The following is a 14,690-nucleotide window of genomic DNA, read 5'->3' on the forward strand; positions in this document are numbered from 1 at the left end:
GCCGCGAGACAATGAGGGGACATAAGGCATGGGTAGAATTGTAATAGACGAAATGCGCTGCAAGGGCTGCGGTATCTGCACCATTGCTTGCCCAAAGAAGCTGATCAGGCTATGCGAGAAGGTCAACATCCAGGGATATGCACCGGCTGAGGCTCCCAATCTGGAGCAGTGCACCGGCTGTGCTCTCTGCGCCGAAATCTGTCCTGATGTTGCCATAACTGTCTTCAAGTAATTTAACACTGAAAAAGTGTCGCCTGCTGATTGCTCGACCCGGGCCGGCCCAGGCCCGGACCGCGTCGACAGCCCGAGGTGTACCTCGGACGGCAGGATCTGTGGGAGGGTCAATTGTCTAAACGGCTTTTTGTCAAGGGGAACGAGGCCGCCGCCATGGGCGCGGTCGAAGCCGGTTGCCGCTACTACTTCGGTTATCCCATCACCCCGCAAAGCGATATCCCGGAATACCTTTCGCGCGAACTTCCGCCGCTGAACGGCGAGTTCATCCAGGCCGAGAGCGAGATCGGGGCGATCAACATGCTCCTGGGCGCCTCCGCTACCGGTGCGCGCGCCATGACCTCCTCCTCGAGCCCCGGCATCTCCTTGAAGCAGGAGGGGATCTCCTACATGGCCGGAGCCGAGCTCCCGGGCGTCATCATCAACATCTCCCGTTCCGGCCCGGGCCTGGGCGGCATCGACGCCTCCCAGTCCGACTACTTCCAGTGCGTGAAAGGCGGCGGCCACGGCGGCTACCACATCCCGGTGCTCGCCCCCAACTCCGTCCAGGAGATGTACGACCTCACCATGCACGCCTTCGACCTGGCCGACCTGTACCGCACCCCGGTCATGCTCCTGGGTGATTCCGTCATCGGGCAGATGAAGGAGGCGCTCATCCCCAACCCGCGACCGGTGCGCGAGCTCCCGGCCAAGGGGTGGGCGGTCCGCGGCAAGAGCGGCGCCGAGCAGCGCGTGGTCAAGTCCCTGTTCCTGGGCGACGGCGAGCTGGAGGCCCACAACTGGCATCTGCACGCCAAGTACCAGGTCATGAAAGAGAAGGAGTGCATCTCCGAGGAATACGAGACCGCCGATGCCCGCCTGATCGTGGCCGGTTTCGGTTCCGTGTCCCGCATCGCCCACACGGCCGTGACCATGGCGCGTGCCGAGGGGATGAAGGTGGGGCTGTTCCGTCCCGTCACCCTGTTCCCGTTCCCCGAAAAGGCGCTGGCGCAGGCCGCGGCCAGGGCCGGCAAGGTGCTGGTGGTGGAACTCAACACCGGACAGATGGTCGAGGACGTACGTCTCAGCGTAGGCGCCGCGGCGCAGGTCTCCTTCTACGGCAGGCCGCCGGGAGCCGGCTCCCTGCCGTCACCGGAGGAGCTGCTCGAAGTGATCAGGAAGAACTACGAGGAGACGGCGCGCTAGGCCGGGAAAGGGGTTGATCGATATGCAACAGGTTTTTAAAAGACCGCAGAGTTTGAAGGACGTGCAGACCCATTTCTGCCCCGGCTGCCATCACGGCACCATCCACCGCCTGGTGGCCGATGCCATGGACCTTTACGGGGTGCAGGACCGGACCATCGGTGTGGCGTCGGTAGGATGCTCAGTCTTCCTGTACGGCTATTTCGACATCGACGTGGTCGAGGCTCCCCACGGCAGGGCTCCCGCCGTGGCCACCGGCGTCAAGCGCGCCAGGCCCGACAGCTTCGTCTTCACCTACCAGGGTGATGGCGACTTGGCCGCCATCGGCACCGCCGAGATCATTCACGCCGCCAACCGCGGCGAGGACATCACCGTCGTCTTCGTCAACAACACCACCTACGGCATGACCGGCGGCCAGATGGCCCCGACCACGCTGGTGGGGCAGAAGACCTCCACTTCCCCCTACGGTCGTGACAAGTCCAAGGACGGCTCCCCCATCAAGATGGCGGAGTTGATGGCGCAGTTGGGCGGCGTCGCCTACTCCGCGCGGGTGGCCGTGGATTCGCCCAAGCACGTCCTGGAGGCCAAGAAGGTGATGCGTGAGGCCTTCGGCTACCAGGCCCAGGGCAAAGGGTTCTCCTTCGTCGAGGTACTCTCCGCCTGCCCGACCAACTGGGGCATGAACCCCCTCAAGGCCAACGCAAGGATAGGTGAGGAGATGATCCCCTACTTCCCGCTGGGCGTGTTCAAGAAGGAAGAGGCGTAGCGCAGGTAACTTAGAACGTAGAACATAGAACAGGTTCTGATGTTTTCGGAGGGACGCGGATGCGTAAAGATGTCTTGATAGCAGGGTTCGGTGGCCAGGGGGTTCTTTTGGCCGGCAACCTGCTTTCCTATGCAGCGATAGATGAAGGTAAGAACGTCAGTTACTTTCCCGCCTACGGCGTCGAGAAGCGCGGCGGTTCCGCCACCTGCACGGTGGTGATCGCCGACGGCGCGGTCGGGTCCCCTGTGGTGGGGCAGCCCTCGGTGCTGGTGGTGCTGAACCAGGCATCGCTGGAGCGTTTCGGCGCCCGGGTGCGCCCCGGCGGCGTCCTCATCGTCAACTCGTCCCTGGTCGACGTCTCTGCTCTGGGGCGGACCGATATACAGATCGTGCCGGTCCCCATGAACGAGATCGCCACCGACCTGGGTGATCTCCGCATGGTGAACATGGTGGCGGTCGGTGCCTACGTCGCCCTCACCGATGCGGTCAAGCTCCCGTCCCTTGCGGCCGCGCTGTCCCAAGCGCTCCCCGAGCGCAACCACAAGTTCATCCCCGCCAACATCAAGGCGATAGAAACCGGGGCCGAGGCGGCCAGGGCAAAAAAAGAAGCTTGACTTTGGCATCCCAGTTCTGGTATTTAACTGGTCTCTCGCGATGGGGTATCGCCAAGCGGTAAGGCAACGGACTCTGACTCCGTCATCCAAGGTTCGAATCCTTGTACCCCAGCCATACCAACCACAGCTTCATTGCAAGCTGCTACATAGTCAGGTCCCATCGTCTAGTGGTTAGGACACCGGCCTTTCACGTCGGTAACAGGGGTTCAAGTCCCCTTGGGATCACCACCTTAAAAACAGCGCCAGAAGCAGGGCGCTGTTTTTTTTTAAGCTGTGCCGGTGCTGCCGCAGGTCAGTGGTCGTCGCCGTTGCCTCCCGGGAGTTGCTCGAAGAGTGAGATAAATAACATAGGACGGAGAAGGTCGATGACCAAGACAGTGACCGTTTCAGAAACAACCTCGCCAACGCAGCAGTCTGCACCCACCATCCTCAGCATTTCCCGCCGTCCCCTGGCCGGTCTACCCATTTTGCTTCTCGCCATGCTGACCATCTGCCAACTGGCGCTGGTCACGCCGCTTCATGCCGCCGACAGCGTCTTCACCAGCACGACCGCCATCAAGGAAGAGGCGGTGCGCTTTGCGGGAGAGGGGAAGCTCTTTCTGAAGGGGCCGGTTGATCCTTATCTCACCGGAACCGTCGTGACCGCCGGGCTGTTCGGCCTGACCTACCTTTTCGACGAGAAGATCCGCGATGAGTTTGCCGGCTCGCATCACGGGGTGATGAGAGGCATTACCGATGCCGGCAACGCGGTCGGTAACCCGCTGCTCCACCTCGGTGTCGCCGCCGCCTTCTACGGCGCCGGTGCCGTGACCGACCAGACCAAGGTCATGCAACTGGGCGAGGAGATGGGGGAGGCGCTGCTGTTGGCCGACGGCGCCACTTTTCTGCTCAAGGGGGTGATCGGGCGGGGGCGTCCCTACCAGGTCGACAGCAGTTCGAGCTATCGCCCGTTCCAGTTCAAGGACGGCTATGATTCGCTTCCCTCGATGCACACGGCTAGCTCGTTTGCCCTGGCCCACGTCGTTGCCGACAAGACGGACAACTTCTACGGCAAGGCGGCCTGCTATGCCGCCGCCGGTCTGGCCGGATTTTCTCGGGTGTACCAGACCAAGCACTGGGCCAGCGACGTGGTGCTGGGAGCGGCCATCGGTGAGTTGGCCGGCGCCGCAGTCACGAGGTATCGTAACGCCCCTGCCGGAAGCGTGACCCTGGCGCCCATGTCCATCGAGGGCGCACCCGCACTGGCGCTGCTCGGGAAATTCTAGACTTGGCCCCCCGAACCTCGCCCCTGTCCGCTGGGGCTGAGGACGAGGCTGATTAGAGATAATCTTCCGCTACCTGCCGCTCCCCCCTTGTCAAAGGGGGGCAGGGGGGGGGTCTTTCGCCAAAAAAAAGAAAATCCGCCTAAATCCCCCTCTGACAAGGGGGACTTTTGCCAGCGGGATGTCACTGTTCCGCATATTTATTACAATCCGCAGGTATAGCTAAGGAGCTTCGCATGCTGAAGGCAGTAGTTTTCGATTTCGACGGGATCATCGTGGACACCGAGCCGTTGCACTACAAGGCGTTCCAGGAACTGCTGGTGCCGCTGGGCCTGGGCTATTCCTGGCAGGAGTACCTCGATCTCTACATCGGCTTCGACGACCGTGACGCCTTCCGGGAGGCTTTCCGGGTCCATGGCCGGGCGCTTTCCGACCAGGAACTCAAGGAGCTCATCAAGGGGAAGGCGGAGGCGTTCCTGAAGATCGTGTCGGGTGGCGTCGCGCCGTACCCCGGCGTGGTTGAGCTGATCCGTTCCATCTCCGGCAACCTCCCGCTTGCCCTTTGCAGCGGCGCCCTCAGTAGCGATATCGAGCCCATCCTCTCCCAACTGGACCTCACCGAAGCCTTCGACGTCAAGGTGACCGCCGACGAGGTCGCGGCGAGCAAGCCCGATCCCGAAAGCTACCGTCTTGCCGTGCAGCGGCTGCAGGAGCGTTTCCCCGGCCAGGTCGACGCGTCGGGCTCCATCGCCGTCGAGGACACCCCGGCCGGCATCGCCTCGGCGACCGGCGCCGGCCTGAAGGTCCTGGCCGTCACCAACAGCTACCCCGGCGAGCGGCTGACCGGTGCCTGCCGCGTGGTGGAGACGCTGGCCGGCGTCGACCTCGAGGGTCTGCGCCTGCTCGTCTGATCCCATGCTGAAACCGGCCGTCATCGACACCATACTCCCGGACCTGCTTGCGGTGCTGCAAGAGGGGAACGTCGCCGTGCTGCAGGCGCCCCCCGGTGCGGGCAAGACTACCCGCGTGCCGCTGGCACTGCTCGACGCGCCCCGACTGGCCGGGCGGATCATCATGCTGGAGCCGCGCCGCTTGGCCGCCGTGAACGCCGCCCGCTACATGGCCCAGTGCCTCGGTGAAGAGGTGGGGAAAACGGTCGGCTACAGCATCCGCTTCGAGCGCAAGGTCTCCAAGGCCACCCGCATCGAGGTGGTGACCGAGGGGATACTGGCCCGCCGCCTGCAGAGCGACCCGCTGCTGGAAGGTGTGGCGGCGGTGATCTTCGACGAGTTCCACGAACGAAGCCTCACCTGCGATCTCTCCCTTGCCCTCTGCCGCGACGTTCAACTCGGGCTGCGCGAGGATCTGCGCCTGCTGGTCATGTCGGCGACGCTGGACGCCGAGCCGGTAGCGAGACTCCTTGGGGGCGCCCCGCTGGTTACCAGCGCAGGCCGCCAGTTTCCCGTCGACGTCCGTTATCTGAAGACCGAGCCCGCGACCAGGCTCGCCGAAACGACCTGTGCCGGGGTGATCACGGCGCTGGCGGAGACCGAAGGGGATGTCCTGGTCTTCCTGCCCGGCGCGGGGGACATCAGGCGCTGCGAAAGCATCCTGCAGGGGCAACTCGGCTCGCAGGTGATGATCGCGGTCCTCTATGGGGACCTCCCCTTTGCGGCACAGGAGCGGGCCATCCTCCCCGGCGAGCGCCGCAAGGTGGTCCTTGCCACCAACATTGCCGAGACCAGCCTCACCATCGAAGGGGTGCGGGTGGTGGTCGATGCCGGCTATTCCCGTCAGCTTCGCTACGATCCCTCAACCGGGCTGAACCGCCTCGATACCATGCGCATCTCGGCCGCCTCCGCGCAGCAGCGTGCCGGTCGCGCCGGCAGGGTTGCCCCCGGCGTCTGCTACCGCCTCTGGACCGAGCACACCCAGAACACTCTCCTTCCTTTCACTCCGCCCGAGATCAAGGTTTCCGACCTGGCTCCCCTGGCGCTCGACCTGGCGCAGTGGGGCGTGGCCGACCCCGCCTCGCTGAGTTTCCTTGATGAGCCCCCGGCTGCCCATCTTGCCGAAGGGCGTGCCCTGTTGCGCTCCTTGGGCGCCCTCGACCGGCGCGGCGCCATAACCGACCTCGGCCGCAGGATGGCCGCGCTCCCCATGCACCCGCGCCTTGCCGCCATGCTGATCGGATCTGTCGATGCCGGCTGCGCGCCGCTTGCCTGTACCCTGGCTGCCATCCTCTCCGAACGGGACATTCTGCCGCGCGGCAGCGGCAGCATCTCGGACAGCGACCTCTTGGACCGTCTGGATGCGGTGCGCGAACGGCGCGACCCGCAGGGGGCACGCACAGTGGAACGACTGGCTGCCTATTTTCGAGGCGCCCTCGGCGTGGCGGACACGGCGGCGCATGCCGACGCGGCCACTGTCGGTCGGCTGCTCCTGATGGCGTATCCGGACCGGGTGGCGCGCGAGAGGAGTCACGGCTCGGGGCGCTACCTGATGGCCAACGGCACCGGCGCCAAGCTCTCCCCGCGCAGTAACCTCCGGGCGCAGCCCTTCATCGTTGCCGTCGAGGTCGAGGGGGGCGGCGGCGAGGCGGACATCCACATGGCCAGTGCCGTTTCTCTGGAGGCGATCCGTTCCGGATGTACAGCCGACATCACCCGTGAGCGCAGGGTGTTCTGGGACGAGCGCGAGGGGAGGGTGGTGGCCCGCGACGAGGAGCGGCTCGGCGCGGTGGTGCTTTCCGAGCGGGCGGCGGTCCCCGAGAAGGAAGAAGTGGCCGCGGCACTTCTGCAGGGGATCCTTTCCGGTGCGGGCATCGGCGGGCTGAACTGGAGCGAGCAGGCCGCGCAGTACCGCAACCGGGTGCTTTTCCTGGCCCGGGCTCTGCCCGAGGGGGAACTCCCCGATCTCTCCGATGAGGCGCTCACCGCGAGTGTTGCGCAATGGCTCCTCCCCTATCTGCAGGGGGTGCGCAGCCTGGCCCAGCTGGCCAAGGTGGATCTGCTGCAGCCGTTGAAGTCACTGCTCGATTACCGGCAGCAGCAGCTCGTGGAACGGGAGGCGCCCACGCACCTGCAGGTTCCCAGCGGCTCGCGCGTTGCGTTGGAGTACCCGGCGGAGGGGGGACCGTTTCTGGCGGTGAAACTTCAAGAGATGTTCGGGTTAGCCGAGACGCCACGTCTGGCGCGGGGAAGGGTGCCGGTGCTGATCCACCTTTTATCACCGGCACGGCGCCCCATCCAGGTCACTGCCGACCTGAAGAGTTTCTGGAACGGCGCCTATCGTGAAGTGTGCAAGGAGTTGAAGGGGCGCTACCCGAAACATCCCTGGCCTGACGACCCCTGGAACGCTCCGGCGACGAGACATGTGAAGAAGAGGATGTGAGACGGCACTTGGCAGGTGAGGGGGCTGCTTGCTGCTCTCATGTTGCTCGTGGCAACGCCCTCACCCTAACCCTCTCCCGGAGAGGGGATGTGGACGTATGTGGCGAAGATGTAGTCTTTGGCTTGGAGTAACTTAGTTGATATTGGTAAAGACGAGTGACCCGTCCTTGTGCAGGTAGCTTCTGATGCTGCCGGTGACTTCGGGGATGCCGGCCCCGGTGTCGAGATAGTTCCGCGTCACGTTGACGCCGTTTTTCCAGAGTTCGAAATGCACGTGGGGCCCCGTCGATCTGCCGGTCGACCCGGACAGCGCCACGGTCTGCCCCGCCTCCACCTGGTCTCCTACCTTGACCTCGATCAGTGAGTTGTGGCCGTACATGGAAACCATACCGTCGGCATGCTGGATGGTGACCAGGTTGCCGTAGCCGCCGCGCGCTCCGCTCTCTACCACCCTCCCTGCTGCAATCGCCTTCACCCTGGTGCCGGTCGGTACGGCGATGTCGATCCCGTTATGATGCCTCGGGCTGCCATCGATGGGATCGTGCCGCATGCCGTACCCCGAGGTGATCACCCCCTGTACTGGAAGTTTCCCATCGATGCCGGAGAGGTCCGGGGCTTCCGTGCCTTGTACCTGTTGCTGCAGCTTCGCACTTTGCTTTGGCTTCTTCGCCTCGCGCAGGACCCGGACCGCGCCGCTGTTGGTAGGGGTGTTGGTGAAGACCTCGACGCCGTTCTCGTCGGTGTAGCGGAAAAAGTCGGCCTGTGCCGGCGCGATGGAGAGCGCACAAAGCACCGTTGCCGGCAGGAGCGTACCCGCCAGTCGCGATATTGCCTTCCATCGAAGTGTGGATGCCTTTTTCTTCATCACTTAATCCTTTGCTCAGACTCCGGGGCCGCCTGGTGCCGCGCAGAAGCACCCGTACTATAGTAGGATTGCCGACACTTGGCAAGTCGCACTTCGCCGGGGCGTTTGCTGATCACTACCCGGCAGTCGCCGCTCCAGGATAGTTGGCAATGCGGCAACTCACTGTAATGCCGTTTTAAATCTGCGCACTCCCGCAGTGTCGGGGACCGTCGAGCCTGCGGATCAGACCGCAACGGCGCCGCGGTCGTCCTCGGAGGGTGGGCTGTGGGTAAATAATAATCAAGAGTATGCCGGACTGGGCACTCCTCTTGCTACTAGATCGGTGGTTCAACGCATTGGTTCTGTAAGTCCTTAGAACCTCATTCCCTTCGATAAGCATTGTGCTTATTTTTTAGACACCGCTGCACAAAAAGGAGGCTGTACCGTGGAGATGTTCGGGCAAAACGTATTCAATCAGTCTGTGATGAGAGAGAAGCTGCCGAAAGCTGTTTTCAAGAACCTCAAGAAAACAATAGACGAAGGTCTGCCGCTGGATCCCTCCATCGCAGATGTTGTCGCAGCGGCAATGAAAGAGTGGGCCGTTGAAAGAGGCGCTACGCACTTCACTCATTGGTTCCAGCCGATGACCGGCATCACCGCGGAAAAGCACGACGCTTTCCTTTCCCCCACCGACAGCGGCGCACTGCTGGAATTCTCCGGTAAAGAGCTGGTCAAGGGCGAGCCGGATGCATCCTCCTTCCCCAGCGGCGGCCTGAGGGCGACCTTCGAAGCCAGGGGTTACACCGCCTGGGACTGCACCTCGCCGGCCTTCCTGAGGGAAGAGGCTGACGTCGTCACCCTCTGCATCCCCACCGCCTTCTGCTCTTACACCGGCGAGGCCCTGGATAAGAAGGTCCCGCTGCTGCGCTCCATGGAAGCGCTTTCTGCGCAGGCAGTGCGTGTGCTCAAGCTGTTCGGCAACACCGATGTCACCAGGGTCACCTCGACTGTCGGCGCCGAGCAGGAGTACTTCCTGGTCGACAAGTCCTTCTACCTGCAGAGGCCGGACCTGATGATGGCCGGCAGGACCCTTTTCGGCGCCATGTCCTCCAAAGGGCAGGAGATGGAAGACCACTACTTCGGCAGCATCAAGGAAAGAGTGCTGTCCTACATGAAGGAAGTGAACGAAGAGCTGTGGAAACTCGGCGTCACCGCCAAGACCCAGCACAACGAAGTAGCCCCGGGACAGTTTGAAATCGCCCCGATCTTCGAGAACACCAACATCGCCACCGACCACAACCAGATGGTCATGGAAGTTCTCAAGCGCGTCGCCCTCAGGCACGACATGGTCTGCCTGCTGCACGAAAAACCGTTTGCCGGCGTCAACGGCTCCGGCAAGCACAACAACTGGTCCATGAGTTCCAACGACGGCCAGAACCTGCTCGAGCCGGGTCACACCCCGCACGAGAATGCCCAGTTCCTGACCTTCCTCATGGCAACCATCAAGGCTGTCGACACCTACGCCGGCCTCCTGCGCTGCTCCTGCGCCAACGCGGGCAACGACCACCGCCTGGGCGCCAACGAAGCACCGCCGGCGATCATTTCGGTCTTCCTCGGCGAGCAACTGGCCGACATCATCGATCAGATCGTTAAGGGCGTCGCAAAATCCTCCTCCATGAGCGGTCACATGGACATCGGTGTCAGCACCCTTCCGTCGCTGCCCAAGGACGCCACCGACAGGAACAGGACTTCGCCGTTCGCCTTCACCGGCAACAAGTTCGAGTTCAGGATGCTCGGTTCGTCCTTCTCCATCTCCGGCCCGAACATCATCATCAATACCATCATCGCCCAGTCGCTGAAGGAAATCGCCGACGCGCTCGAGAACTCCACCAACTTCGACGCCGACCTGGACAAGCTGCTTCAGGAAATCGCGAAAAAGCACCAGCGCATCATCTTCAACGGCAACAACTATTCCGACGAGTGGGTTCAGGAAGCGGCCAAGCGCGGCCTCCCCAACATCCCCAGCACTCCCGACGCTCTCAAGGAACTGGTCTCCAAGGAAGCAGTCGAGGTGTTCGCTGCTCACAATGTCTTCAACGAGAAAGAAGTTCACGCCCGCTACGAAATCATGGTCGAGCAGTACGTCAAGACCCTGAACATCGAAGCCCTGACCATGATCGACATGGCCAACCACAGCATCATCCCCACCGCCATCGAGTATGCGACCACCGTGGCAGCGTCGATCAACGCGGTTACCGCGGTGTCCACCAAGCTGGACGTCTCCACCCAGAAGGAACTGCTGGAAGAGCTCAGCGACAAGCTGGCCGCGATGAGCGCCAACACCAAGGCGCTGGAGAAGGCGCTCGAAGAGGCGATGAACATCGCCGATGCCGAGAAGCAGGCTGCGGCATTCAGGGCCAACGTCTTTGCCAAGATGCTCGAGCTGCGCACCACCGGTGACGCACTGGAGAAGATCATCGCTGCCAAGTACTGGCCGCTGCCGACTTACAGGGAAATGCTCTTCGTCCTGTAATTGGTAACCTCAGTTGTCTGCCAGATAGGAGCCTCCTAGTGGGGCTCCTATTTTAGCTTTGCCTTAACGAAACGAACCATGAGCACGCGGTTTATTAAAACTTGCAATTGTATTGTAAGGTATCTATAATTCGCGGCGCACTGAACGACAAGCGGAGGATAACTGCCTTGAAAAAAGTCGAAGCAATCATAAAACCTTTCAAGCTTGATGAAGTGAAAGAAGCACTCAATGAGATCGGCATCCAGGGCATCACCATCGGTGAGGTCAAAGGCTTCGGTCGTCAGAAGGGACACACCGAGCTTTACCGTGGCGCCGAGTACGTGGTTGATTTCATTCCCAAAATCAAGATGGAGATCATCGTCTCCGACGAAGTCGTCGGCAAGGTCGTTGACGCCATCGAGCAGGCTGCAAAAACTGGACGCATCGGCGACGGCAAGATCTTTGTCACCCCTGTGGAAGAAGTAGTCCGGATCAGGACCGGTGAGAGGGGCGAAGACGCTCTCTAATGGGCTGATCCTTTACTTAATTCGAAAGGAGATAGTAGATGACACCAAAACAAGTAGTGGAGTTTGCCAAAGAAAACGGCGTGCTGATGGTCGATTTCAAATTCATGGACTTCGTCGGCATCTGGCAGCACTTCACCGTGCCGATGAGCGAGTTCGGCGAGGACACCTTCGAGGAAGGCCAGGGCTTCGACGGCTCCTCCATCCGCGGGTGGCAGCCGATCCACGCTTCCGACATGATCATTCTCCCGGACCCGACCACCGCAAAGATGGATCCGTTCACCGCGGTGCCGACCCTCTCCCTGATCTGTGACATCTTCGATCCGATCACCAAGGAAAGCTACTCCCGCGACCCGCGTAACATCGCCAAGAAGGCGGAGAACTACGTGAAGTCCACCGGTCTCGCCGACACCGCTTACTTCGGACCGGAAGCCGAATTCTTCATCTTCGACGACGTCCGTTACGACTCCAACGCCAACTCCTCCTTCTACGCCGTTGACTCCGTGGAAGGCGCCTGGAATACCGGCCGCGAAGAGTTCCCGAACCTCGGCTACAAGCCGCGCCACAAGGAAGGCTACTTCCCGGTTGCCCCGACCGACTCCCAGAACGATCTCCGCAACGAGATGGTGATGGAACTGCAGAAGGTCGGCATCCGCGTCGAGTGCCAGCACCACGAAGTCGCCACCGGCGGCCAGGCCGAAATCGACATGCGTTTCTCCTCGCTGGTCGACATGGCTGACCAGCTCCAGTGGTTCAAGTACGTCATCAAGAACGTCGCCAACCGCAACGGCAAGACCGTAACCTTCATGCCCAAGCCGCTCTACGGCGACAACGGTTCCGGTATGCACTGCCACATGTCCCTGTGGAAAGACGGCACCAACCTCTTCGCCGGCGACAAATACGGCGGGCTTTCCCAGATGGCCCTGTACTACATCGGCGGTATCATCAAGCATGCCCGCGCCCTGTGCGCCTTCACCAACCCGACCACCAACTCCTACAAGCGTCTGGTGCCGGGCTTCGAGGCTCCGGTGAACATGGCTTACTCCAGCCGTAACCGTTCCGCCTCCCTGCGCATCCCGATGTTCTCCAACAACCCCAAGGCAAAGAGGATCGAGTACCGTACTCCGGACCCGTCCTGCAACGGCTACCTCGCCTTTGCCGCCATGCTGATGGCGGGCCTCGACGGTATCGAGAACAAGATCGATCCGGGCCAGCCGCTGGACAAGGATATCTACGGTCTGTCCCCGGAAGAGCTCTCCACCATCCCGTCCGCTCCGGGCAGCCTGGAGGAGGCGCTCAACGCCCTCAAGGAAGACCACGAGTTCCTGCTCAAGGGCGACGTCTTCACCCCGGACGTCATCGACAAGTGGATCGAGTACAAAACCGAAGCCGAAGTCAACCCGGTCCGTATGCGTCCGGTACCGCTCGAGTTCGCTCTGTACTTCGACATCTAAGCAGTCTGCTCATCGGCAACAAAAAAGGCGGGGGATTTTTCCCCCGCCTTTTTCGCGTCCTGCGTTTGGCTTGCGGCTAGTTGTAACCCAGGCTGTCATAGACCGCCTTGGTGGCCTTGGTGGCGACGTAGGGGCCGTAGGTCGGCGCCACGTTCTTGATGAATTCCGGGGTAAGGTCGCTGTCGTATGCGGTGAAGACGATGCCACCGAGCAACGGAATGATGCCGACCTCGAACCAGCCGATCTCGGTCCAGGTTCTGTCTATTTCTGCCTGCCTGAATTCAAACTGGGCCGGGATGGAAAGCTGCTGCGTCTTACCGTTCTTCAAGTTGGTGATGGTCGCCTCGGTCTTGATGTCGGCCGTGTAGCCGTAGCCCCAGATGGCAGGCGCGAAGATCAGGAAGCCGGGCCAGTTGACCAAAAAGTTGGAGCCGTTGCCGTCGTAGCGGGGATTGACGGAAATATCGATGACTGCGTCGGCTTGGTTCTGGTTGTTCGCCGTGCTGTACGGATAGATCACCCTCTCGATGGCACTGTTTCTTTGCAGTGCATCGACTATTGCGGTGATGTACTTGCTATTTTGCGGCTGGCTCATGTTATTGGAGGTGACTCCAACTTTTACTGTCTGTTTCGGTACAGGAGCAGGCGGAACGAAGTAGTCGTCTGCATTGGTAATTCTCATGTTGTGAGAGCAGCCGCTACTCATCATCACGAAGGCGGAAAGGGCTAAGGCTGATAGTGTTTTTCTTTTCAGTCTTCTAAGCATCATGCAAGCTCCCTGTTATGACAGTTACCTAATTAGGCGGGGACTATACAGGTCCATTTGAATGCTGTCAACGCAATACCTGGGACTGATATTTTGCTTATGCTTATACAATATCGACTCCGCCCAAAGCAGAGGTTGTATGTTGCGCCGGCAGAGAAGTCTTTATCCTTGAAGGCTCGTTCAAAAACTGCTACTTTCGCAACTTAACGGCGGCCATCGACTTGCAGGCGCTGTCAGGGCTGGAGGGTGCGTGCAGCAGCATGAGAAGGTGACAAAGCTGGTGGGATGGTTTGCCAAGGCGGCCGTGCGCCATGCCGAGGCCCTGGAGGCCATGGCCGAGGACCTGGCCGCCGCCGAGGTTGCCGATCTGACCCGCTACTACCGTGCCTTGCAGCGCGAAGGCGGGGTGGCCGAGTTGCTGCGTCTGCTCGACGATCCCAACCCGGTCATCGCCGGCATGGTGGCGGTGTACGCCATGCGGGAAGCTCCCGAACGCTGCGTGGCGGTGCTCACCCTCATCGCCAGAGAGCCGGGGCTGATCGGATTCCGGGCCCAGACCGCCCTGGAGCGCTGGGAGAGCGGCGATTGGGATCAGTAGATGATGGTGGCTGCGGAAGTACTTACATAGAATGCGGATTAGTGACGATCTTCCGCCGGTAAAAGTCCCCCTTTAGCAAAGGGGGACTTAGGGGGATTTGCTTTTGGAATATACTATCGAGGAGGTAACTGAACTGTGTCAGAATTCAACAACGTAACGGTGGTCAAAGAGGCCAATGTCTACTTCGACGGCGGTGTCACCAGCCGTACCATTTTCTTCGCCGATGGGTCCCGCAAGACCCTGGGTATCATGATGCCCGGCGAGTACACCTTCAACACCGGTTCCGCTGAACTCATGGAGATCATGTCCGGCGAGATGACCGTGCTGCTCCCCGGCTCCCCCGACTGGGTCACCATCAAGGGGGGCGAGGCTTTCGAGGTGCCCGAGAACTCCAGCTTCAAGCTGAAGGTCACCGCCGTCTCGGATTACTGCTGCTCCTTCCTCTAAAACCAAACTGTTGGCCGCGGAGAAATGCTGAGAATATCTGAGCAACCTGAAGGTCAGGTTGTGCAGCTTTCCCTCGGTGTGCTCCGTGGCCGATGGCT

The 14,690-nt window shown here is 61.3% G+C and carries 14 protein-coding genes and 2 tRNA genes; 14 read left to right on the forward strand and 2 right to left on the reverse strand.

Annotated elements, in window-relative coordinates; genetic code table 11:
- Positions 1-28 precede the first annotated feature (28 nt).
- The 9 genes from JFN91_RS10610 to hrpB all read left to right on the forward strand — a co-directional run bounded on the left by JFN91_RS10610 (position 29) and on the right by hrpB (position 7,448).
- Entirely contained in the window at positions 29-232 is a 204-nt protein-coding gene (locus tag JFN91_RS10610) for a 4Fe-4S binding protein (RefSeq protein ID WP_136524875.1), read from the forward strand.
- Between the two features lie 113 nt (positions 233-345).
- A complete protein-coding gene (locus JFN91_RS10615; RefSeq protein WP_199389178.1) occupies positions 346-1,416 on the forward strand; it encodes a 3-methyl-2-oxobutanoate dehydrogenase subunit VorB in 1,071 nt (356 codons plus the stop codon).
- A gap of 22 nt (positions 1,417-1,438) precedes the next feature.
- Positions 1,439-2,179, forward strand: coding sequence for a thiamine pyrophosphate-dependent enzyme (locus JFN91_RS10620; RefSeq protein WP_199389179.1), 741 nt, complete (start codon positions 1,439-1,441; stop codon positions 2,177-2,179).
- 59 nt (positions 2,180-2,238) lie between these two features.
- Positions 2,239-2,793, forward strand: a complete 555-nt coding sequence (locus tag JFN91_RS10625; RefSeq protein ID WP_199389180.1) for a 2-oxoacid:acceptor oxidoreductase family protein — start codon at positions 2,239-2,241, stop codon at positions 2,791-2,793.
- 41 nt (positions 2,794-2,834) lie between these two features.
- Positions 2,835-2,908, forward strand: a tRNA-Gln gene (locus JFN91_RS10630).
- 38 nt (positions 2,909-2,946) lie between these two features.
- Positions 2,947-3,021 (forward strand) — tRNA-Glu (locus tag JFN91_RS10635).
- A gap of 137 nt (positions 3,022-3,158) precedes the next feature.
- Entirely contained in the window at positions 3,159-4,058 is a 900-nt protein-coding gene (locus JFN91_RS10640; RefSeq protein WP_199389181.1) for a phosphatase PAP2 family protein, read from the forward strand.
- Positions 4,059-4,291: 233 nt separating this feature from the next.
- Complete coding sequence (locus JFN91_RS10645) at positions 4,292-4,966, forward strand: HAD family hydrolase (RefSeq protein WP_199389182.1); 675 nt, start codon at positions 4,292-4,294, stop codon at positions 4,964-4,966.
- A gap of 4 nt (positions 4,967-4,970) precedes the next feature.
- Entirely contained in the window at positions 4,971-7,448 is a 2,478-nt protein-coding gene (gene hrpB / locus JFN91_RS10650; RefSeq protein ID WP_199389183.1) for an ATP-dependent helicase HrpB, read from the forward strand.
- 132 nt (positions 7,449-7,580) lie between these two features.
- On the opposite strand, the gene JFN91_RS10655 is transcribed toward hrpB, so the two are convergent.
- Entirely contained in the window at positions 7,581-8,312 is a 732-nt protein-coding gene (locus JFN91_RS10655; protein WP_199389184.1) for a M23 family metallopeptidase, read from the reverse strand.
- Positions 8,313-8,742: 430 nt separating this feature from the next.
- Between JFN91_RS10655 and JFN91_RS10660 the strand changes: the two genes are divergently transcribed.
- From JFN91_RS10660 to glnA, 3 genes are all read left to right on the forward strand, one after another.
- Positions 8,743-10,824, forward strand: coding sequence for a glutamine synthetase III family protein (locus JFN91_RS10660; protein WP_215907356.1), 2,082 nt, complete (start codon positions 8,743-8,745; stop codon positions 10,822-10,824).
- Positions 10,825-10,991: 167 nt separating this feature from the next.
- Complete coding sequence (locus JFN91_RS10665) at positions 10,992-11,330, forward strand: P-II family nitrogen regulator (protein ID WP_012531513.1); 339 nt, start codon at positions 10,992-10,994, stop codon at positions 11,328-11,330.
- Positions 11,331-11,368: 38 nt separating this feature from the next.
- Positions 11,369-12,781 carry a type I glutamate--ammonia ligase gene (glnA, locus tag JFN91_RS10670; protein WP_199389186.1) on the forward strand — a complete coding sequence of 471 codons (1,413 nt, stop codon included), beginning with the start codon at positions 11,369-11,371 and terminating at the stop codon, positions 12,779-12,781.
- A 76-nt stretch (positions 12,782-12,857) separates the two neighbouring features.
- Here glnA and JFN91_RS10675 read toward each other — a convergent pair whose 3' ends face one another.
- Complete coding sequence (locus JFN91_RS10675) at positions 12,858-13,376, reverse strand: hypothetical protein (RefSeq protein WP_199389187.1); 519 nt, start codon at positions 13,374-13,376, stop codon at positions 12,858-12,860.
- Between the two features lie 421 nt (positions 13,377-13,797).
- Here JFN91_RS10675 and JFN91_RS10680 point away from each other — a divergent pair, with 421 nt between their 5' ends.
- The gene (locus tag JFN91_RS10680; protein WP_199389188.1) at positions 13,798-14,145 is read left to right on the forward strand and encodes a hypothetical protein; all 348 of its coding nucleotides are present in this window, start codon (positions 13,798-13,800) and stop codon (positions 14,143-14,145) included.
- A 135-nt stretch (positions 14,146-14,280) separates the two neighbouring features.
- Positions 14,281-14,592: a pyrimidine/purine nucleoside phosphorylase gene (ppnP, locus tag JFN91_RS10685; RefSeq protein WP_183348030.1), complete on the forward strand. Its 312-nt coding sequence runs from the start codon at positions 14,281-14,283 to the stop codon at positions 14,590-14,592.
- The last annotated feature ends 98 nt before the right edge of the window (positions 14,593-14,690 follow it).

Origin of the sequence: Geomonas anaerohicana (genome assembly GCF_016458305.1) — a bacterium.
GTDB classification, from domain to species: Bacteria; Desulfobacterota; Desulfuromonadia; order Geobacterales; family Geobacteraceae; genus Geomonas; species Geomonas anaerohicana.